We start from the raw sequence: 20,196 nt of genomic DNA on the forward strand, positions 1-20,196 counted from the left end.
GACTATTATTTAAAACCAAAAAAATGGGAAATTTAAAACTAAAAGGAAAAGATATATTAAAACTAGGCTATCCGAACAATCAAAGTGTAAATGTTGCTTTGGAAGTCATGAAAAGAAATTTTGCAACCAAAAATATTCATCACGTAAAATCTCTTTTAAAAGAAATTCTGATTAATCCGGAGAATTTTGAAAAAGACTTAACCTTCGGGCAGATCGCAGAAACATTGCTTTCTTCAAAAAAGACAGAAAAAAGACAGCTGAATTCACAGCGCGCCTCATTTCAGATCTTTGGGAACAATATTTCAGAAGAAGCAAAAAACCAGCTGTACACCGCACTGAAACTACCGGTTTCTACACAGGGCGCTTTAATGCCTGATGCCCACAGCGGATATGGGCTTCCGATCGGAGGTGTTCTTGCTGTAGAAAATGCAGTCATTCCTTACGGAGTAGGCATGGATATAGGTTGCAGAATGAGCCTCAGTATTTTGGATACGCCGGTTTCATATCTCAACGGAGCTAGGGATAAATATGAAAAAGCCCTTGCAGACCATACAAAATTCGGAATGTATGAGACCCATAAGTCTCACATAGACCATGAGATTTTCGAAAGGGATACTTTTGATCTCATTCCGGTTTTAAGAAGATTAAAAGGTAAAGCCATCAAGCAAATGGGATCTTCCGGCGGTGGAAATCACTTCGTAGAATTCGGGGAAGTGGAAATCACTGAAGAAGAAGACCAGATCGGCCTTCCCAAAGGAAAATATCTGGGAATACTTTCTCATAGCGGTTCCAGAGGATTGGGAGCAGAGATTGCCCAGTATTATTCAAGAGTAGCTGCAGACCAATGCCCTCTACCCAAAGAAGCACAACAGTTTGCCTGGCTTGACCTCAGTACACACCTCGGATTGGAATACTGGACTGCCATGAACCTCGCCGGAGACTATGCTTCCGCCTGCCATGACGACATCCACAGAAGATTGGTGAAAGCCGTCGGCGGTAGAGTGAAAGCCAGGATTGAGAACCATCATAATTTTGCATGGAAGGAAATTCACAACGGAAAAGAAGTTATTGTTCACAGAAAAGGAGCCACTCCTGCCAACGAAAATGAATTGGGAATGATTCCCGGATCAATGACCGAAAAAGGATTTATCGTCCGCGGAAAAGGAAACCCGGAGTCTTTGAATTCTGCTTCACACGGTGCGGGAAGAGCCCATTCAAGAGGAGAATGCAGAAGTCTTTTCACCCAAAACGATATCAAAAAAGAGTTGAAACTCAAGAACGTTACTTTAATGGGTGGAAATGCAGAAGAAGCACCGATGGCCTATAAAAACATTCATGAAGTGATGAACGCGCAAAGCGAGCTGGTAGATATTCTGGGGACATTTCAACCGAGAATTGTAAGAATGGACCGATAGCTTTTGGCTATTCAGAAGCTTAATCCCGCTTTCCGCACTCGCTATTTTTCTTTTTGCAAAAGAAAAATGAGCTCAGACAAATGCTGCAATCGGGGCTAAACCTAACAGGTTTCAAAAACCTGTTAGGTTTTAATAACAATACAAAAAAGACGATAAACAGATTATGATAATCAGGAAATAATCAGATGCCTGCCTTATCACTTAAAAAACAAAGCAATGGGAGCACCACATAACATAAAAAGATATGGAGAACTATGGCCGGAATTCAGAATCCTGCTGGGTCTTGAAATTTTAAATAAACTTAAAAATAAAGTTATCATATCAGGAGGATGGGCCTGGCATTTTATGTCAGAACCTGGGCACACAGAATATAAGCATGCTCACGATCACAAGGATATCGATGTTTTTGTAAAAAAGGAAAACGTAGCTGAGGTTGTAATGATCCTGCAGAATGAAGGATTTCAGAAAGTATGGACCCGCTACGATCATTTACCAAGTCAGGAAAACTTCCGCAGGTATGAGAAAACAGTAGAACTGGAAAACGAAAAATTTCACAGAATTACCATCGATTTTTTTGAAAGAAATGACCTGGAAACGGTAGAATCGAATGGGTTCACAATCGTGGAACCTGAGCTGCTGCTTTCCTTTTACAGAAATATCCATTCCAGTGACAGATGTTGGGCAGTAATGGCTGCAAAAGATTTATTACAAAAGGGAATTGATCCTTTAGGACATCCCAGATTAAGCGAAATACCAAAATAACATGGAAAAATTAATACAGATAACTTCCGGAAGAGGACCTTTAGAATGTCAATGGGTTGTTGCCAAAGTGCTGAAAACTTTTCTTGAAGAAGCAATACAAAATAAGATAGACTACGAAATCATCCATCGTGAAAACGGCGATGAAAACCTGACGTTGAAATCCGTAACTCTTCTCTTAAAAGGAGAAGAACTATCCCTTTTTTTAAAAAACTGGGTGGGAAGCATTTGTTGGGTAGGGAAGAGTACCTTCAGAAAACTACACAAAAGAAGCAACTGGTTTATTGGGGTCTTTGAATTGGAAAATCCTGAAAAGATAGATTTCAGGGAAAGAGATATTAAGTTCCAGACGGCAAGAAGCCAGGGTAGTGGAGGGCAGAATGTAAACAAAGTCAATACCGCAGTGAGGGCTACCCATATTCCAAGCAGACAATCTGTATTTGTACAGGATTCACGATCACAGTTGGAGAATAAAAAACTTTCTGTGGTCCGGTTGAAAGAAAAAGTGATGGCAATGCACGTTCAGCAATTGGAAAAGAAAATGAGAGAAACCTGGACACTTCAGATACAGGTGCAGCGTGGAAACCCTGTACGGACATTTTCCGGAACAGATTTTAAAAAAAATTATGAAGACAAATCCTTTAAAAAAAAGAGAAGTACCCTAAAAAATGAATTAAAAAAATATAGCAGTGACCCTAATTAAAAAGAAATACTCTTGTCTGAAAAAAGAAGAAATATAACCGCGCTTTTGAACCTTTGTAAAAATGGCTAAGCGAGTCAGTTATTACAGACAAGAAGAAAAAGAGCAAACGGTAAAATTTTATTTTTTATAAAATTCATACAATTGTTTGAAATGGTATAAATAATTCATAGATTTATCGAATAAAAAGCGATTATATGAATAAAAAATTATTTTTACTGCCAATTTCTGTAGCGGCGTTTTTTGCCTTTGGTCAGGTAAATGCACAGAATTCTACAAAATTGATTCAGGATTATTACCAAAAAAGTGGGAAACTAACGCAAAAAAATGGCAGCAATGACAAAGTGGGCGTGGTCATTTTAAACGAGGATCCTTCCAAAAGCCTGGGCGCCAATATTGTTAATGTACAACAAACCTACAACGGACTGAAGCTTTATAATGCTTTAGGAAAAGTAATCATTAAAGGAGATAAGATTATTTCTGAAAAAAATGATTTCAGCAGAGATGTAGTGATTGCTAATGCTCTTCAAAAAGAACAAAAATTTTCGGAAAGTTTTCTGAAGCAACAACTGGGATTAACAAAAATTGCAAGTGCAGATTACGCTTCTGATGTCTATTTTGAAAAAAATGGAGTATATGTTCTTTCCAAAGAAATTTTTGTATCAGACGGAAGCTCTTCAGATGTATGGCATATTATATTGGATGCCGGTTCGGGAGAAATTCTCAGTAAAGATAATATGACATTGAGCTGCCATTTTGATCATACCTCAGATTCAGTCGAAAAATCTGGAGAGATTCAGGAATCTCAAAATATGGTAGATCAACCAATCAATTTTAAGGAGACGATTAATAGTACAGCAGGTAATCTGCTCGTACCTTCCAATGCTTCCTATGATATTTTTCCACTCCCTATAGAGGCACCGACATTTGGAAATCGTAGCATTGTCAATAATCCTTGGGATCTGGTAGCTTCCCCCGAAGGATGGCATTCAGATGGCACCAATAGCTATACCAATACAAGAGGAAATAATGTATATGCCTATTCTGATCAGGATAATGCCAATACTCCCGGATATTCACCGGACGGAGGAAGTGTTCTGAATTTTAATTTTCCTTTCGCGGATGACAGATATGCCAATCCGTTTACCTATAGAGATGCCGCCGTTACCAATTTGTTTTATATGAACAATAAAATGCATGACATATTCTATAAGTTTGGATTCACTGAGGCGGCAAGGAATTTTCAGACCAATAACTTTGCCAATGGAGGAATTGGAGGTGATGCAGTAAGAGCTGAAGCGTTTGACGGAAGTGGTCTGAATAATGCCAATTTTAGCTCCGGATATGAAAGAGTAACTACTTCGGGGCAAATTCAGGTCTCAGCACCAAGAATGCAAATGTATCTGTATGACAGAACACAAACAGCAGATGATCCAATTGTAAGATACCAATATAATGCTCCCGCAACCATTGTAACCAGACCTAAGGCCTTAACCGCCGGTGCTTCATTCGGTCCTATTTTTGGCCCTGCCGTTACGGGTGATCTTGTCGTTTCTGTGCCTGCTGATGCTTGTACTGCGCCGGCAGCAGGAAGTCTTACCAATAAAATAGCTCTGATAACAAGCACGAGCTGTGAATATGGACTTAAAGTACTCAATGCGCAAAATGCCGGTGCTATAGGAGTAATTGTTTACAGGCCTGCTGTTGACGCCCCTGTAGGTATGGGTGTAGGAAACTCCGGAAGCCAGGTAACCATTCCATCCATCAATATTGGTAAAACAGAAGGCGAATTTATGGTCGCAGAGTTGAACAACGGTCCCGTGAATGTCACATTGAATTTTGATTACAGTGGCTTCAAACATTCAAGTTTTGATAATGGAATTATCGCTCATGAATATGGGCACGGAATTTCAAACAGACTTACGGGACAAGGATATAGCTGTCTTTCTGCAACCAATACAACAGAACAAATGGGTGAAGGCTGGTCCGACTATTTTGCTCTGATGATTACCACAAGACCTGGTGATACCTCTGCTCTTGCAAGAGGAGTAGGTACCTATCCAAAAGGACAACCTGTGACCGGAGTAGGGATCAGACCGGCTAAATATTCTCCTGATTTTGGAGTAAATGATTATACGTATGCCAAAACGAATACTGCAGTGATCCCGCACGGAGTCGGATTTATCTGGGCTACGATGCTTTGGGACCTTACCTGGAAGTATATTGAAAAGTACGGATATAATAGTGATGTTTTGGCAAGCCCTGCATCAGGAAATGCCAAAGCACTTCAGATTGTGATGGATGGTCTTAAATTACAGGCTTGCAGCCCGACATTTATTGACGGAAGAGATGCTATTCTTCAGGCAGATGCCGTTGGAAACGGAGGCGCAGATAAATGTATGATTTGGAACGCATTTGCAAAAAGAGGATTGGGAGTAGGCGCTTCAGCAGGTGTTAAAACAGTGGCAAATGACCAGGTTGAAGACTTTACAGTTCCTCAAGAATGTAATACAACTTTAGCAGTTCAGGACAGCAAAATGGCAGAGACTAAATTTATCATATTTCCAAATCCTACTTATGACGAATTCTTCGTAGGAAATATCGATAAATCCTCAAAAGAAGTTAAAATAAGAATGTTTGATATGTCAGGGAAATTAGTACTTACCGATTCAAGGGAAGCCGGTTCTAAGAAAGCAATTTCTACCAACGGATTTCAGAAAGGAGTATATATGGTTCATATCCAACAGGGAGATAAAACTCAGGTTGAGAAATTGATCGTACGATAAATTTCAAACCACTATAACTATAAAAAAGGAAAACATATTCTGTTTTCTTTTTTTGTAATATTTCAGAAAAAAGAAGCAAATATTATAAATAATTTATAGATTTGTTTGATAAAAAGTGATTGTATGAATAAAAAACTATCTTTATTGCCAATGTCTGTGGCGGTGTTCTTTTGCTTTACACAACTTAATGCTCAGAATTCAACAAAATTAATTCAGGACTATTATCAAAACAAGGGACAATTAATCCAAAAAAATAATGCTAATAATAAAAGTGGATTTATCATTTTGAATGAAGATCCATCCGAAAGTTTAGGAGCCAATGTTGTTAATGTGCAACAAACGTATGATGGCTTGAGAGTTTATAATGCACTGGGAAAAGTAATCATTAAGGGAGATAAGATCATCTCTGAAAATAATGATTTTAGCAAAAATATAACAGTAGCTCTACAAAAAAAGGTACAGGAGAGATTTTCCGAAGATGCATTGAAACAAAGACTTGGATTAGAGAATATTGCAAATATAGACTATCTTCCTAATGTCTATTTTGAAAAGAATGGAGTACATGTTTTATCAAAAGAATTGTTTGTATCAGATAAAAGCTCGTCAGATATCTGGCATGTTGTTGCTGATGCAGAGACTGGTGAAGTATTAAGCAAAAGCAATATGACAATCAGCTGTAAATTTGAAGGTAACACAGACTCACATCTGCAAAACGTTGAATTGGTAAAAAGAGATTCAAATGCCGATCAGAATACATTCATGAATTGGCTTGCACCTACTAATGCATCCTACAATGTTTTTGCATTGCCTGTAGAAGCACCTACATTCGGAGCTCGTTCGATAGTAAATAACCCATGGGATATAGCAGCATCTCCGGAAGGATGGCATTCGGATGGTACCAATAACTATACGAATACAAGAGGGAACAATGTTTATGCCTATTCAGACCAGAATAATACCAATACTGCAGGATATTCGCCAGATGGAGGAAGTGGTCTTAGCTTTAATTTTCCTTTTGCAGACGGAAGATATGAAAACCCACTAACCTACAGAGATGCGGCTGTAACCCAATTATTTTATATGAATAATAAAATGCATGATATATTCTATAAATTCGGGTTTAACGAACCAGCAAGGAATTATCAGACCAACAATTTCGGAAAAGGAGGAATGCAGGGTGATGCCGTAAGAGCGGAAGCATTTGACGGAAGTGGTTTAAATAATGCCAATTTCAGTTCAGGATATGAAGTCGTTATTTCCGGTCAGACCTATCTTGCAGCACCGAGAATGCAAATGTATCTCTGGGATAGAGCTCAAAGTGCAGCAGATCCTATTTCCAGATATCAATACAATTCCCCCTCATCTATGGTAGGCAGGCCTAAAGTAGTTACCGGCGGAGCGGCATTCGGTTCTCTCTTATTGGGAGGTCCTCCCGTAACAGGAAATATCATGGTGGCAATACCTGACGATGCCTGTACTGCAATTGCTGCAGGAAGTATGGCTGGGAAGATAGGTCTTGCTAAAAGAGGAACTTGCAGCTTTGCTAGTAAAGTAAAAAAAATGCAGGAAGCAGGAGCAATCGGAGCTATTCTCTATGATCCTGTTAATGCCGATCCTATTTCTATGGGAAGGGACAATGCGGTTACAGGAATCACGATCCCTTCTCTTATGATGGGAAAAGCTGAAGGAGAATATCTTGTGGCGCAGGCCACAGCAGGAGCAGTGAATGTCACATTAGATTTCGATTATAGCGGTTTTAAACATTCAAGTTTAGATAATGGAATTGTAGCCCATGAATACGGACATGGCATTTCAAATAGATTAACAGGTCAAGGGTATGATTGTCTAAATTCAGCAGAGCAGATGGGCGAAGGCTGGTCAGATTATTTTGCCCTGATGCTTACAACAAGACCAGGTGATACGTCTGCTTTAGCCAGAGGTATGGGAACCTACACCAACGGGGAGCCCACTACAGGTGTTGGGATCAGACCTGCAAAATACTCTCCTGATTTTGGAGTCAATAGTTTCACCTATGGAAGTACCAATTCAATGAATGAATCCCACTCTATAGGTTTTGTATGGGCTACTATGCTCTGGGATCTTACCTGGAAGTATATAGAAAAATATGGATACAACAGTGATGTTACAGCAAGCAATACTTCCGGAAATGCTAAAGTGTTACAATTAGTAGTAGATGGATTAAAATTACAAAGCTGTAATCCGTCATTTATTGATGGAAGAGATGGCCTTCTTCAAGCTGATGCTCTTGGAAATGCTGGCGGAGACAAGTGTATGATCTGGGCTGCTTTTGCTAAGAGAGGTCTTGGCGTAAATGCTTCTGCAGGAAGTAGTACGGCCCTTAACGATCAGGTGCAGGACTTCACTGTTCCGACGGAATGCGGAACACTTGCAACTCAAGATCTTAAGACTTTAGATCATAAATTTGTTGTTTTCCCGAACCCTACTTATGACGAATTTTTCGTAGGAAATATCGATAAATCCTCAAAAGAAGTTAAAATAAGAATGTTTGATATGTCAGGGAAATTAGTGCTTACCGATTCAAGGGAAGCCGGTTCTAAGAAAGCAATTTCTACCAACGGATTCCAGAAAGGAGTATATATGGTTCATATCCAACAGGGAGATAAAACTCAGGTTGAGAAATTGATCGTACGATAAATGAGATAATGAATAAAACAAAAAATAAGCTTTCGTGAGAAAGCTTATTTTTTGTTTACAGAAATCAGATAATCATAGACCATTTGATGTTGATCATCATTAAGTTTCGCTTTTGGAGCCATTCTGCTCAATGTTTTTATCCATCCCTGATTGTCATGTTTAGTAGGTTCCGGTAATTGATGGCATTTTGCGCAGGAATTTTCAAAAATAGTTTTCCCCTGAGCTAATTTTTCAGATGAGGTATACTTAGGTCCTGTTACGGCCGTACTTTTAGGTCCGCAGGACAGCAAAAAAGCTGAAACTGCAATGCCGATTAAAATTGTCTTTTTCATACCTTTATTTATTTTTGATGTTGATTATTTTTTAGCAGAAACGATATAATCGTATACCCACTGATGCTGCTCATCCGTAAGCTTTGCCTTTGGAGCCATCGAGTTCATAATTCCCACCCATTGTACAGGATTATGTGAGGCTGGATCCGGCAGCTTATGGCACTTTCCGCAAGAGTTTTCAAAAATGGTTTTCCCCTGTGCAATCTGCTCTGCTGTAGAGGTTGAAGTGCCGGCAGTTGCAGCAGCTGTTGATGCTTTAGGTGTACAAGAAACAAGCAGGATACTCGTAAATGATGCAACAGCAATAAGTCTTTTCATACGTATTATTTTGATATATAACAAATGTAATAAATTCCTCAGGCCTTTGATACTGAGTGATGTAGTTTTAATTTAGAAGAAATAAAAATTAAAGTAGTGCCGGATCAACAACAGATGACTGTAAATATGGAATCTGTTTTTGCGTTTCATTAAATACAGGTATTGATCATTCCCTTTTTAATTATTATTTTTGAATCAATGAAATTTTCTACAGAAGAACTAATAGAAGGAATACGATCAGGAAACAAACGCCTGATTGCAAAAGCGATTACATTAGTTGAAAGTAAAAAAGCAGACCACAGAATACAGGCCGAGGACCTTTTAAAAAAAATAATGCCTTTTACCGGAAACTCTGTGAGAGTGGGAGTAACAGGAGTACCCGGTGCTGGAAAGTCTACTTTTATTGAAAGTTTCGGGAGGCTGGCTATTGCTCAGGGCAAAAAAGTGGCAGTCCTCGCCATAGATCCGAGTTCTTCAATCAATAAAGGAAGTATTTTAGGTGATAAAACCAGAATGGAGGAACTTGCAAAAGAAGAAAATGCCTTTATACGTCCTTCCCCAAGCTCGGGATTTTTAGGAGGGGTCGCCAACACAACTTTTGAGACCATGATGATCTGTGAAGCAGCAGGATACGATTATATTTTAATAGAGACCGTAGGAGTAGGACAATCTGAAGTTCTCGTTGCTGATATTACCGATGTTTTCTTGTTTTTAAAAATTATCGGAGGCGGAGATGAGCTTCAGGGCATAAAACGAGGCATTATGGAGATGGTAGACCTCATTTTTATCAATAAAGTTGATCAGGATAACCTGCAGAAAGCCAAAAATACAAGACTTGAACTGAAACGGGCACTGGATTTTATTCCCGCTAAAGAAAAAGGATGGAAAATTCCTGTTCTACTGGGATCTGCCTTACACAATGAAGGACTGAAGGAAATTTATGATAAGATTTCAGAATTTATTGATCTCAAAAAGAAAGCCGGACGTTTTGAAGAAGTCCGTACCCAACAGGCAGAAAAACGTTTTGAATATTGGGTTCAGGAATATATTTTATCGCTCATGAAAAAAAGCAATACAGTGGAAGAAGCTTATCTTATGCATAAAAAAAATGCTTCGGAAATGGTTTCTAATCCAAGTACCGAAGCAAAATTATTTGTTGAGAAATTTTTATCCAGTGAAAATAGGAATTAAGGTTTGGCCTTATCCTGCTTTACGGCAAGTTTTGAAACGTAACCGTCATACGTTATCGGCTGTCTGTCATTACTTCTCATAGAGACAAATGCTTTTCCGTTTTTGAAAATTTCAATATTCATCTCATCCACATTGCTTACATCGTTGGGTTTAATCTTTAAAGTCCATGTTCCTTTTTTATTTTGAGACTTATTGATAGTGAAATCTTTTGAGGTAAATCGAAAACTGTTACTGTCTGTATTGCCATATGATGTATTGAATGCCCTTCCGAAATAAGGTAGCACAACATCAACTGTTTTTTTAGTAACATCAATGCTATATTCCCCGTTAAGGTTCAACATTCGGGCTGCAGCAGAATTCGGAATTGAATTGATAACATTGATGACATCATAATTCATAGGATTTGCCCTCTGTGCATTGAAGGTAAACTCCTGAGCGTCTACCAGAGTATCCACCGTTTTTGAATCTAATGACCCTTGTGATGCACAGCTCTGAAATAAGAAAAGAAATCCAAAGATCATCAGAAGAGAAATATATTTTTTCATAATTGAATAATTATTACATTTAAATAGCAAAATGTATGCAAATTTATTCTTTCAAGAGTTTTTTGGAATAAAAATTGTTAAGGTTGAATTATTAACACTCAAAATATGAAATTTACACATCTATTTGGAATTGGAGCTATTGCTCTGTCGGTCGCTGCTTGTACTACAAACCCGATCACGGGAAGATCGTCTTTACAGCTGGCCAATAATTCAGAAATTTTAACAATGTCTGCACAGGAATATAAAACGACATTGTCTAAAGGTAAAGTGATTACCGGAACATCAGATGCAAAGAGAGTGGTGAATGTAGGAAACAGAATTAAAAACGCAGCAGAAAGATATTATCAGAGTATAGGAAGGTCAGCAGATCTGGCCAATTACAGTTGGGAATTTAATCTTTTGCAAAGCAATGAGCTCAATGCATGGTGTATGCCGGGAGGTAAAGTAGCCGTTTATACCGGGATTTTACCTATTACAAAAGATGACAACGGACTTGCAGTAGTAATGGGTCATGAAGTATCCCATGCACTGGCAGGACACGGAAACGAAAGAATCTCCCAGGCTATGATGGCCCAGTATGGAGGAGCAATTCTAGGAGGAGCAATCTCCAATGCACAATGGGCAAGCGTATTTCAGAAAGTATACCCGATCGGATCTCAGGTTGCTTTATTGAAATATGGAAGAAACCAGGAATCTGAGGCGGACAAAATGGGACTTTATCTGATGTCTATGGCAGGATATGACCCGAGGGCAGCCATTCCTTTCTGGAATAGAATGGAAGGAGCTTCATCCGGAGCAAGACAACCTGAATTCTTGTCTACCCACCCAAATCCTGAAACAAGAATCTCAGATATTAATAATGATTTACCAAAAGCTTTGGAATATTATAAGGCTGCGGGAGGAAAAATATAATTAGAATTTTAATCTTGAGTGAAGCCTTATTAAATTTTTAGTAAATTTGGTAAGGCTTTTTTATGTAACCACCTAAACACAATATTATGAAGAGTTTATCAATTACCGGACTTATACTGTTAGCTGTTTCTGCTTTACTTTTTTATCTTACAACTGATTTTGCCGTAGAGCAAATTAAAATTTCTCATATCATGGGAATGATGGCAGGAGTTGGGATAGGGCTTATCATCGGTGGCCTGGTTGGCTATGTCAGCAAAGGAAGTGCTATGAAAGCTGAACAAAAGAAAAAAGAATTCAAGCAATTACAAAAAGAGAAAGAAGAACTGGAAAAGCAGGCTGCTGATATTGCAAAGCGCCAGGCTGAACTGGACAATCAAAATAAAAATCCTCAAGTCTAGACTTGAGGATTTTTCAGTTGTTATTTTCGATAGTTGATTAAAACTTATATCCTAAACCTACCATAAACAGGTTCGGACGGTTGTCGTATCTGATCTCAGAACCTGAAACTTTGTTGATAAAGTTTCTCTGATCTTTACTGAAAGCTCCTTCATATTTCGCATTCACAATCAGCTTTTTAATTTCAAGCTGAGCTCCGAACTGGTATCCCACAGTAAAATCATTTTTGGCATTTTCTTTAAAATCATTGTACGTATTGTCTTTGTTCAGATTAAAACTTCCGACAGGACCTACAAAAACGCCAAGCATATTACCTAAAATATTATATCCTAAAAGAACCGGAACATCGATACGGTTGCTTTTCACATCAAACGTAGTGTTCTCTGTTGTAAACTCATTCTTGAAATGGGTATAATAAATTTCAGGCATTACAAACAATGAAGTAGGAAGTCCTACTTTTAATGAAAGTCCCACGTTGAACCCTACATTGTTTTTACCTGTTCCCTGAATAGCATCATTCACGGTTCCTTTGATATTTGACCACGAAGGTGAGCCTGTAGGAAATATTATATTAGCCTTACCTGCCAGTGAAATCTGTGCAGAAGCCCACATTGAAAACCCTATTAACGCTACACTAAGTACCTTTTTCATTATCGTCTATTTTTGTAATTGTATTTTCAATCGTTTTATTATTTTCAAGTAAATATTCTCGCAGCTCTTTAAACAGTTCTGAAGAATAAACGAAATCGATCAGATTTTTATTGCCTGCAGTGATCAGAATATCTTTATTACCTTCCCATTCTTTGAGTCCCAATCTCAGGTATACAATTTTTTCACCAATGGTCATCACCGAGTTCATATCGTGGGTGTTGACGATGGTAGTTGTATTATATTCTTTGGTAATCTCATACAGAAGATCATCAATAACCTTCGATGTATAGGGATCAAGCCCTGAATTGGGCTCATCACAGAACAGATACTTCGGGTTATTGACAATTGCTCTTGCAATAGCAACCCTTTTTTGCATTCCTCCAGAAATTTCTGAAGGATATTTTTTATCAGCTTTATCAAGGTGAACTCTACCGATTACTTCAAAAACACGTTTCTTTTTTTCTCTGTACGTCAGATTGGTAAACATATCAAGAGGGAACATGATATTTTCTTCCACAGTTAAGGAATCAAATAAGGCACTTCCCTGAAATACCGTTCCAATTTCTGAACGAAGATGCTGCTTTTCCTCGCGGTTCATCGTATTGATATCCTTCCCGTCAAAAAGAATTTCTCCGGATGAAGGCATATAAACATTCAATAAACTTTTAAGAAAAACTGTTTTTCCGGAACCACTCTGCCCAATGATCAGGTTTACTTTTCCTTTATCAAATGACGTTGAAATTCCCTTAAGTACTTCAACATCTCCAAAACTTTTCCTAAGATCTTTTACCTCAATCATTAGCTTAATATTAATTGGGTTAAAATTAATTCCGAGATAATGATGAACACCATGGTCCATACTACCGCCTGTGTACTGGCTCTACCTACTTCCAGCGATCCCCCTTTCACATTGTATCCGAAATAAGAAGGTACAGTGGCGATGATGAATGCAAACACGATGGTTTTCACAAATGCATAATAGATGAACAGGTTGGGCATATACATCTGGATCCCTACTATATAATCATTCTCTGTCCAGTTTCCTGTCAAAATTCCGGCAATATAACCTCCGCCGATACCAAATACAATACTGATGGCAATAAGAAGCGGATTAAAAAGGACGCACGCAATAATTTTTGGAAAAATTAAAAAATTGGGAGAATTAACACCCATGATGTCCAAGGCATCAATTTGCTCGGAAACCCTCATGGTACCAATACTGGATGCAATATATGAACCTACTTTTCCGGCTAAAATTAAGCTGATGATGGTAGGGGCAAACTCTAAAACCAATACTGCTTTTGTAGCATATCCTACAAATGAAGGAGGAATGGGAAATGATGATGCATCAAAGTTGTTGAACATCTGAATAGCAACTACAGCCCCCACGAAGATCGATGTGAAGACTACAAGCCCGAAAGAATTGACTCCCAAATCATTAATTTCTCTCATGAACAGCTTCCAGAACACCCTCATTTTCTGAGGTTTCTGCAAGGATTTTCCCAGAAGGATTATATATTCCCCTACTGCTGTGAAAAACTTTTTTAACATACCGCTAAATTAGACTTTTTTATTTAATTAGGCCAGTGTCAAGATGAAAGACTGATGGTCATTTACTGTTAAAATTATACCAATCTTAGTATCAGCCTGAACTTATTTTGCATTTTTATCTCCACCGATAACTAATAGTATAGTTTTTAGAATAATGACAAGATCCAGAGCAAAGCTCCAGTTTCTTACATAAAACGAATCGGCAAGAACTCTTTTTTTCATATCTACCTCTACATCTCCATAGTCGCCACGCAACCCACTCACTTGTGCCAGGCCTGTAATACCGGGATTTACCATACTTCTTAAGCTGTATCTTCCGATTTTTGGCTTGTAATAATTATCTACAGACAACATATGAGGACGGGGTCCCACCACAGACATTTCACCTTTTAGTACGTTCAAGAACTGTGGCAGCTCATCAAGGCTTGTTTTTCTTAAAAACCTGCCAACTCTGGTTATTCTTGAATCATTGGCCATGGTTGTTTTAGTGGCAGATTCATCATTGATGACCATTGTCCTGAATTTAATGCACTTAAAAACTTCTTCATGGAAACCGTATCTCTTTTGAAGAAAGAAAACCGGCCCTTTTGAAGTTGTTTTGATTAAAATAGCGATAATGGGAAATGCCCACGAACAAATAAAAAGCAATACCAGGACAGAAAAAAATATGTCAAACGTTCTTTTCATCAGGAAGTTGGAATAATAATCCAGAGGATATCTTGCCTGATTCAGCACCGGTTGTGTTTGAATATAACCAAGGTCGTACAGGAAAAAATCATTCTGCGTAATACTTGGTATCAAAGAAATGTGAATCTTATTGTCTTCAGCCAGCTTAAAAATCTGGTTTTCCAGTTCCTCATTATACGAGTTTTCCGTCGATATAAACAACGTATGAATCCCGTTTCTTTTCCAGAAACTGACCAACTCGTGGATGTTAGACTCGGAGCCTTCATAGGTAAAGATCCTGTATCCATAGTCTTTACGGCTTTTAAAAATACTTTTTAAAATTTCAGTGGAACTATTATCTCCTAAAAACATGACATTCCTGTGGTTGATCCCAAGTGAGCGGAAATATTTTATGGCAAAATAGATCAGCGATTTGGTCAGAAAGATGCAGATCAGAAGATAAAACGACAGCCAATATATATCTGTATTAAAAAAAACGTTTTTGCTTACTTTCCCTATAAGCAGGACACCGAGAATAAAAAACAGGAAGTGGGTAAAAAGCCTTTCCAGGAATAAAGTATAGGTAAGGTTCCTGGCGATATTGTATATTTTTGTCCTGCCGCTTAAAAGCACCCAGAACAAAAATAACAATATCAGAGAAAAAACATTCTGGTACCAGGTTTCTTCACTGTATTTTAAACTTTCGTTTCTGCTTATAAAAAAGAATATAAAAATAGATGCAATAACCATCAGGTCAAGCAAAATAATAATCGATTTCAGGTATCTAGAGTATCGAATTCTCTGCATCTATCGGGGGTTATCAGATACGGCAAGCTAATGTACGTTTTTTTACGGGATATTCAGATATTTATGGGTCTGAACTGAAGCCTGCCATTCAGGATGTTCCAGGATGAAATCTGTGATCTTAGGATACATCTCATTTCTCTTGCTCCATTCGCTTTGCAGATAAAGTTTGCAGTTTTCAGATACTTTTGCCGCCTGCTCCTGAGCAAAGGTAAGATCATGGTTGTTGAATACAATGACTTTAAGCTCGTTAGCTTTTTGGTAAATCTCTTCTTTTGGAAGCCCGGTTTTCTTCGGCGACAACGTAATCCAATCCAGTTGCCCGCTCATAGGATATGCGCCGGAGGTTTCAATATGAATGGTACATCCGAGTTCTTTCAGCTTGGATGTCAGTAGGTCTAAATTCCACATCAAAGGCTCTCCACCGGTCAGAACTATTGTTTTACAGTGTTTTGCTGCTGTTTCCGCAATGTCTTCAGCATTCATCAGCGGATGAAGATCCGGGTCCCAGCTTTCTTTTACATCGCACCAGTGGCACCCGACATCGCAGCCTCCCAATCGAATGAAATAAGCGGCTTTCCCGGTGTGTGCTCCTTCTCCTTGTAAAGTGTAAAAATGCTCCATCACAGGGAGCATTTTACCTTCTTTTAATAAAATATCTTGATCTTTATTCATCTTAAAATTAGTCGTTATAAACCGACGTTTTGTATGCAATGATTGTATTTTTCATCAACATTGCTCTGGTCATTGGGCCAACTCCTCCCGGTACAGGGGTGATCCAGCTTGCTTTAGCAGCACAGCTGTCAAAATCTACGTCACCGGCAAGATGGTAACCTTTTGGAGAATCGTCATCTACTCTTGTAATTCCTACATCTACGATGACAGCTCCGTCTTTTATCATATCTCCTTTTAAGAAATGAGGATCACCTAAAGCCGTGATAACGATATCTGCTTTTTTAGTGTATTCTTCAATATCTTTGGTGTAGGAGTGGGTAAGAGTAACAGTAGAGTTCCCCGGGAAATCTTTTCTTCCCATAAGGATACTCATCGGTCTCCCTACAATTTTACTTCTTCCGATAATTACACAGTCTTTCCCTTTGGTTTCAATATTATATCTTTCTAATAATGTTAAAATCCCGAAAGGAGTAGCCGGTAAGAATGTATCCATTTCCAATGCCATTTTTCCGAAATTTTCAGGGTGGAAACCGTCCACATCTTTTCTTGGATCAATAGCATTGATAATTTTTTCCTGATCAACCTGATCCGGTAAAGGAAGCTGAACGATAAAACCGTCTACTGCTTTAGACTTATTCAGCTCATCGATTTTTTCCAATAACTCAGATTCTGAAACTGTGCTTGGGAATTTAATCAGGCTTGACTGAAAACCAACTTCTTCGCAATCTTTTACTTTAGCGTTTACATAAGCCTTACTCGCCCCGTTGTTTCCAACAAGAATAGCAACCAAATGAGGTGCTCTTCTTTTGCTTTCAAGGATTTTTTCCACTTCAACCTTGATCTCTGCTTTTATTTCTTTGGATACTTTCAGTCCGTCAAGAATTTCTGCCATTTTTACTTTTTATTACTTTATTAGATTTATTTACTTTTACTTTACTTCTTAAATTCTTTGTAGTAATTGATCAAACCATTGGTAGAACTGTCATGAGAGCTTACTGCTTCATTATTCTCGAGTTCAGGAAGGATTTTGTTGGCTAATACTTTTCCTAACTCCACACCAAACTGGTCAAAGCTGAAAATATTCCAGATCACCCCCTGAACGAAAATTTTGTGTTCATACAAAGCGATAAGCTGACCTAATGAAAAAGGAGTTAATTCTTTGAATAATATGGAGTTGGTTGGAGTATTTCCGTGGAAAACTTTGAAGTTGACCAACCTTTCAATTTCTTCGTCAGATTTTCCTGCATTTCTAAGCTCTTCTTCAACCTCTTCTTCCAGCTTTCCGAAGGCAAGTGCTTCAGTTTGCGCGAAAAAGTTAGCTAATAATTTATCCTGGTGGTCAGAAACTTTATTCGGACTTTGTGTATAGGCAATAAAGTCTGCAGGAATGAGTTCTGTGCCCTGGTGGATCAGTTGATAAAACGCGTGCTGACCGTTGGTACCCGGTTCTCCCCAGATAATAGGTCCGGTTTCATATTCTACAAATTCGCCGTTTCTGTCCACACATTTTCCGTTACTTTCCATATCTCCCTGCTGAAGATAAGCTGCAAACCTGTCGAGGTATTGAGAATAAGGCAGGATTGCATAGGTTGTCGCTGCGTAGAAATTGCGATACCAGATTCCTAACAGTCCCATTAGTACAGGGATGTTTTCAGAGAAATCAGCTGTCTGGAAGTGCTGATCGGTATCAAAAGCACCTCTTAAAAGCTGTTCGAAATTTTCATATCCTACGGAAAGTACTATGCTTAATCCAATGGCACTCCACAACGAATATCTTCCGCCTACCCAATCCCAGAACTCAAATATGTTTTCTTCTGCGATTCCGAACTTTTTCACTTCTTCAATATTAGTAGATAAGGCAACAAAGTGCTTTGCCACATCTTCCTGTTTTCCGGCTTTCAGGAACCAGTCCTTTGCCGAATTCGCATTGGTCATCGTTTCCTGGGTCGTAAAGGTTTTGGAAGCAATGATAAATAAAGTAGTTTCAGGATTTAGGCCTTTTACCACTTCGGCGATATGGTTTCCATCTACATTGGAAACAAAATGAACGTTTAATCTTGTTTTGAAATGCTTTAAAGCGGAGCAAACCATTACAGGACCAAGGTCTGACCCTCCGATACCGATATTAACGACATCTGTGATCTCTTTTCCGCTGAAACCTTTATGTTCTCCGGAAATGATTTTCCCGGAAAAAGATTTCATATGGTCAAGAACTCTTTTGATCTGTGGTTTGATATTTTCTCCGTTCACAAAAATTTCGCGATCTGAGAAGTCTCTTAATGCTGTATGCAGAACAGCTCTTCCTTCTGTCTCGTTGATTTTGTCACCGGAGAACATTTTGGAAATAGCGTCTTTTAACTGGCATTCTTCGGCCAGATTCAATAAAAGGTCTTTAGTTCTTGAATCGATTAAGTTTTTAGAATAATCAAAAAGATAGTTATCCTTTTGCAAAGAAAATTCTGTAAAACGGTTAGGATTATACTGGAAAAGAGTTCTTAAGTCAAAGTCATTTCCTCCGAAATGTTCATCAAGGGCTTTCCAGCTATTGGTTTGTATAGGGTTTATTTTTGATAGCATATGTTGGGAATTAAATGGGTTCAGAAATAAATTAACTGATTAAAAATTTTTAAACGTATAATGCTTTATTTCTGATTTGCAAATTTAAGGAAAAATAAAACCTCAATTAAATTTGAAGATGATAAATAACAATTTTTTAAAAAACAATCATGCAAAACACTATAAATTTTAGTTTCAGTTAGGAGTATGTCAACATAGAATTTGTTTGCCGGATGTATAAAAGCTATCTCAAAAAAGATAGCTTTCAGTAAAATCTAAAATTATGATGATAACGCTTAGGTTAGGATAGTCTTATTTCTGTGCATTAGAAGGTTCCGATTTGGTGACTTTTCTTTTTCTTAAAAAATAGATGATTCCACCGGCAATTAACAGGAGCGGCCAGATATTGATCATGGCAACGATGATTTTCTGAATCAGATAAAAGCCGTACACAAACCCGTCTTTTGCATCATAGAGAAAATTATATCTGTATTTATTATCAATACTGTTGGTATTGGTAACAGCGATTTCTGCGATACGTACTTTGGGCTCTTTAATATAAATGTCTACAGTGCTGTACTTCAGGTTATCTGTCATATTTATATTAGCCAGTTTTTGAAGATTTCCTTCCGACATATTTTCGTCGTCCAGGTTTACTTTATCCTTATTAGCTTTAAGTTGGTCTATATTTTCGGAGGTTTTCTGATTTCTTTTGCTTTCCCATTCAGAGTATTTGATATTGGATGTAACATCTTCAGCGTTGATGGTTCTTGAGTTAAGAAATAGCTTATTAGTATTGATAAATGTTAAAAATTCCCCTAGCTTTTCAGTAGGTACCCGGACCTGCATCTTATTTTCCGTCTGGTATTTCTTAATCAACATGGCTTCCTCATCCGAGGTGTTATAGGTGTCCTGTGATATCACGTTGCTCTGCAGATTGCTGTTGATGACAAAACCGCCAAGCTCCTGAACTGATTTTTCAATAGAAATGGTGGCATTATAGACATCATTTACTTCCATATTCACGTCTGCCGTTTTGATAAACTGTTTGTTTTCTACTTTCATGCTCGCTGCTGAAGAAACACTGTCTGATGCCATAGCACTGGCTGAATCTGCAGAAGTATAGGTTTCCGGGCCATTGATAGAAGCTTCCCCTTTTTTACATGAATATATTCCCAAAAGGATCATGGCTGATATTGATAATCTGATGTACGTTGTTTTCATAGTGTTGATCTTTATGTTTTGCTTGAGTCAAAGTTCTGC

19 protein-coding genes are annotated in these 20,196 nt (G+C 38.1%); 8 read left to right on the forward strand and 11 right to left on the reverse strand.

The features are described 5' to 3' along the window. Positions 1-23: 23 nt before the first annotated feature. The 5 genes from M030_RS0107740 to M030_RS23865 all read left to right on the forward strand — a co-directional run bounded on the left by M030_RS0107740 (position 24) and on the right by M030_RS23865 (position 8,336). The gene (locus tag M030_RS0107740; RefSeq protein ID WP_027372979.1) at positions 24-1,415 is read left to right on the forward strand and encodes an RtcB family protein; all 1,392 of its coding nucleotides are present in this window, start codon (positions 24-26) and stop codon (positions 1,413-1,415) included. 216 nt (positions 1,416-1,631) lie between these two features. After that, entirely contained in the window at positions 1,632-2,177 is a 546-nt protein-coding gene (locus tag M030_RS0107745) for a nucleotidyltransferase domain-containing protein (protein ID WP_027372980.1), read from the forward strand. Between the two features lies 1 nt (position 2,178). After that, the gene (prfH, locus tag M030_RS0107750; protein WP_027372981.1) at positions 2,179-2,877 is read left to right on the forward strand and encodes a peptide chain release factor H; all 699 of its coding nucleotides are present in this window, start codon (positions 2,179-2,181) and stop codon (positions 2,875-2,877) included. A gap of 194 nt (positions 2,878-3,071) precedes the next feature. Further along, positions 3,072-5,660 carry a T9SS-dependent M36 family metallopeptidase gene (locus M030_RS0107755; RefSeq protein ID WP_027372982.1) on the forward strand — a complete coding sequence of 863 codons (2,589 nt, stop codon included), beginning with the start codon at positions 3,072-3,074 and terminating at the stop codon, positions 5,658-5,660. Between the two features lie 123 nt (positions 5,661-5,783). Further along, complete coding sequence (locus tag M030_RS23865; protein WP_074942092.1) at positions 5,784-8,336, forward strand: T9SS-dependent M36 family metallopeptidase; 2,553 nt, start codon at positions 5,784-5,786, stop codon at positions 8,334-8,336. Positions 8,337-8,380: 44 nt separating this feature from the next. Here the strand turns inward: M030_RS23865 and M030_RS0107765 are convergent, their stop codons facing one another. Continuing rightward, positions 8,381-8,668, reverse strand: a complete 288-nt coding sequence (locus M030_RS0107765) for a c-type cytochrome (protein ID WP_027372983.1) — start codon at positions 8,666-8,668, stop codon at positions 8,381-8,383. Between the two features lie 24 nt (positions 8,669-8,692). Continuing rightward, positions 8,693-8,986 carry a c-type cytochrome gene (locus M030_RS0107770; protein ID WP_027372984.1) on the reverse strand — a complete coding sequence of 98 codons (294 nt, stop codon included), beginning with the start codon at positions 8,984-8,986 and terminating at the stop codon, positions 8,693-8,695. Positions 8,987-9,184: 198 nt separating this feature from the next. Between M030_RS0107770 and meaB the strand changes: the two genes are divergently transcribed. After that, positions 9,185-10,177: a methylmalonyl Co-A mutase-associated GTPase MeaB gene (gene meaB, locus M030_RS0107775; RefSeq protein ID WP_027372985.1), complete on the forward strand. Its 993-nt coding sequence runs from the start codon at positions 9,185-9,187 to the stop codon at positions 10,175-10,177. Here the strand turns inward: meaB and M030_RS0107780 are convergent. Then, positions 10,174-10,722: a DUF4251 domain-containing protein gene (locus M030_RS0107780; RefSeq protein WP_027372986.1), complete on the reverse strand. Its 549-nt coding sequence runs from the start codon at positions 10,720-10,722 to the stop codon at positions 10,174-10,176. The two genes, meaB and M030_RS0107780, sit on opposite strands and share 4 nt — an antisense overlap. A 105-nt stretch (positions 10,723-10,827) precedes the next feature. Between M030_RS0107780 and M030_RS0107785 the strand changes: the two genes are divergently transcribed. Both M030_RS0107785 and M030_RS0107790 read left to right on the forward strand, forming a co-directional pair. Continuing rightward, positions 10,828-11,634 (forward strand): M48 family metallopeptidase, encoded by an 807-nt coding sequence (locus tag M030_RS0107785; RefSeq protein WP_027372987.1) that lies wholly within the window; start codon positions 10,828-10,830, stop codon positions 11,632-11,634. Between the two features lie 86 nt (positions 11,635-11,720). Continuing rightward, the gene (locus tag M030_RS0107790; protein WP_027372988.1) at positions 11,721-12,032 is read left to right on the forward strand and encodes a lipopolysaccharide assembly protein LapA domain-containing protein; all 312 of its coding nucleotides are present in this window, start codon (positions 11,721-11,723) and stop codon (positions 12,030-12,032) included. 37 nt (positions 12,033-12,069) lie between these two features. Here M030_RS0107790 and M030_RS0107795 read toward each other — a convergent pair whose 3' ends face one another. The 8 genes from M030_RS0107795 to M030_RS0107830 form a co-directional block, all read right to left on the reverse strand. Beyond that, on the reverse strand, positions 12,070-12,681 hold the full coding sequence (locus M030_RS0107795; protein WP_027372989.1) for an outer membrane beta-barrel protein: 612 nt from the start codon (positions 12,679-12,681) through the stop codon (positions 12,070-12,072). Next, positions 12,665-13,480: an ABC transporter ATP-binding protein gene (locus M030_RS0107800; RefSeq protein WP_027372990.1), complete on the reverse strand. Its 816-nt coding sequence runs from the start codon at positions 13,478-13,480 to the stop codon at positions 12,665-12,667. The genes M030_RS0107795 and M030_RS0107800 overlap by 17 nt, the downstream gene beginning before the upstream one ends. Next, a complete protein-coding gene (locus M030_RS0107805) occupies positions 13,480-14,232 on the reverse strand; it encodes an MlaE family ABC transporter permease (RefSeq protein ID WP_027372991.1) in 753 nt (250 codons plus the stop codon). Before M030_RS0107805 ends, M030_RS0107800 begins: the two co-directional genes overlap by 1 nt. 102 nt (positions 14,233-14,334) lie before the next feature. Beyond that, positions 14,335-15,705 carry an exopolysaccharide biosynthesis polyprenyl glycosylphosphotransferase gene (locus M030_RS0107810; protein ID WP_027372992.1) on the reverse strand — a complete coding sequence of 457 codons (1,371 nt, stop codon included), beginning with the start codon at positions 15,703-15,705 and terminating at the stop codon, positions 14,335-14,337. Positions 15,706-15,747: 42 nt separating this feature from the next. Then, on the reverse strand, positions 15,748-16,377 hold the full coding sequence (locus tag M030_RS0107815) for a 7-carboxy-7-deazaguanine synthase QueE (RefSeq protein ID WP_027372993.1): 630 nt from the start codon (positions 16,375-16,377) through the stop codon (positions 15,748-15,750). A gap of 7 nt (positions 16,378-16,384) precedes the next feature. Then, the gene (locus tag M030_RS0107820) at positions 16,385-17,269 is read right to left on the reverse strand and encodes a bifunctional 5,10-methylenetetrahydrofolate dehydrogenase/5,10-methenyltetrahydrofolate cyclohydrolase (RefSeq protein ID WP_027372994.1); all 885 of its coding nucleotides are present in this window, start codon (positions 17,267-17,269) and stop codon (positions 16,385-16,387) included. Positions 17,270-17,310: 41 nt separating this feature from the next. Further along, positions 17,311-18,954, reverse strand: a complete 1,644-nt coding sequence (gene pgi, locus M030_RS0107825) for a glucose-6-phosphate isomerase (RefSeq protein WP_027372995.1) — start codon at positions 18,952-18,954, stop codon at positions 17,311-17,313. Between the two features lie 291 nt (positions 18,955-19,245). After that, positions 19,246-20,157, reverse strand: a complete 912-nt coding sequence (locus M030_RS0107830) for a DUF4349 domain-containing protein (RefSeq protein WP_027372996.1) — start codon at positions 20,155-20,157, stop codon at positions 19,246-19,248. Positions 20,158-20,196: the final 39 nt, after the last annotated feature.

It is taken from the genome of Chryseobacterium sp. UNC8MFCol (genome assembly GCF_000482305.1).
In the GTDB taxonomy this organism is placed as follows: Bacteria; Bacteroidota; Bacteroidia; order Flavobacteriales; family Weeksellaceae; genus Chryseobacterium; species Chryseobacterium indologenes.

Bases quoted from the DNA above. Each gene is read 5' to 3' on its own strand.
- M030_RS23865 (WP_074942092.1), top strand. From the start codon at position 5,784: ATGAATAAAAAACTATCTTTATTGCCAATGTCTGTGGCGGTGTTCTTT.
- pgi (WP_027372995.1), bottom strand. From the start codon at position 18,954: ATGCTATCAAAAATAAACCCTATACAAACCAATAGCTGGAAAGCCCTT.
- M030_RS0107765 (WP_027372983.1), bottom strand. From the start codon at position 8,668: ATGAAAAAGACAATTTTAATCGGCATTGCAGTTTCAGCTTTTTTGCTG.
- M030_RS0107785 (WP_027372987.1), top strand. From the start codon at position 10,828: ATGAAATTTACACATCTATTTGGAATTGGAGCTATTGCTCTGTCGGTC.
- M030_RS0107810 (WP_027372992.1), bottom strand. From the start codon at position 15,705: ATGCAGAGAATTCGATACTCTAGATACCTGAAATCGATTATTATTTTG.
- M030_RS0107820 (WP_027372994.1), bottom strand. From the start codon at position 17,269: ATGGCAGAAATTCTTGACGGACTGAAAGTATCCAAAGAAATAAAAGCA.
- M030_RS0107800 (WP_027372990.1), bottom strand. From the start codon at position 13,480: ATGATTGAGGTAAAAGATCTTAGGAAAAGTTTTGGAGATGTTGAAGTA.
- M030_RS0107780 (WP_027372986.1), bottom strand. From the start codon at position 10,722: ATGAAAAAATATATTTCTCTTCTGATGATCTTTGGATTTCTTTTCTTA.
- M030_RS0107830 (WP_027372996.1), bottom strand. From the start codon at position 20,157: ATGAAAACAACGTACATCAGATTATCAATATCAGCCATGATCCTTTTG.
- M030_RS0107745 (WP_027372980.1), top strand. From the start codon at position 1,632: ATGGGAGCACCACATAACATAAAAAGATATGGAGAACTATGGCCGGAA.
- M030_RS0107795 (WP_027372989.1), bottom strand. From the start codon at position 12,681: ATGAAAAAGGTACTTAGTGTAGCGTTAATAGGGTTTTCAATGTGGGCT.
- M030_RS0107815 (WP_027372993.1), bottom strand. From the start codon at position 16,377: ATGAATAAAGATCAAGATATTTTATTAAAAGAAGGTAAAATGCTCCCT.
- prfH (WP_027372981.1), top strand. From the start codon at position 2,179: ATGGAAAAATTAATACAGATAACTTCCGGAAGAGGACCTTTAGAATGT.
- meaB (WP_027372985.1), top strand. From the start codon at position 9,185: ATGAAATTTTCTACAGAAGAACTAATAGAAGGAATACGATCAGGAAAC.
- M030_RS0107770 (WP_027372984.1), bottom strand. From the start codon at position 8,986: ATGAAAAGACTTATTGCTGTTGCATCATTTACGAGTATCCTGCTTGTT.
- M030_RS0107755 (WP_027372982.1), top strand. From the start codon at position 3,072: ATGAATAAAAAATTATTTTTACTGCCAATTTCTGTAGCGGCGTTTTTT.
- M030_RS0107805 (WP_027372991.1), bottom strand. From the start codon at position 14,232: ATGTTAAAAAAGTTTTTCACAGCAGTAGGGGAATATATAATCCTTCTG.
- M030_RS0107790 (WP_027372988.1), top strand. From the start codon at position 11,721: ATGAAGAGTTTATCAATTACCGGACTTATACTGTTAGCTGTTTCTGCT.
- M030_RS0107740 (WP_027372979.1), top strand. From the start codon at position 24: ATGGGAAATTTAAAACTAAAAGGAAAAGATATATTAAAACTAGGCTAT.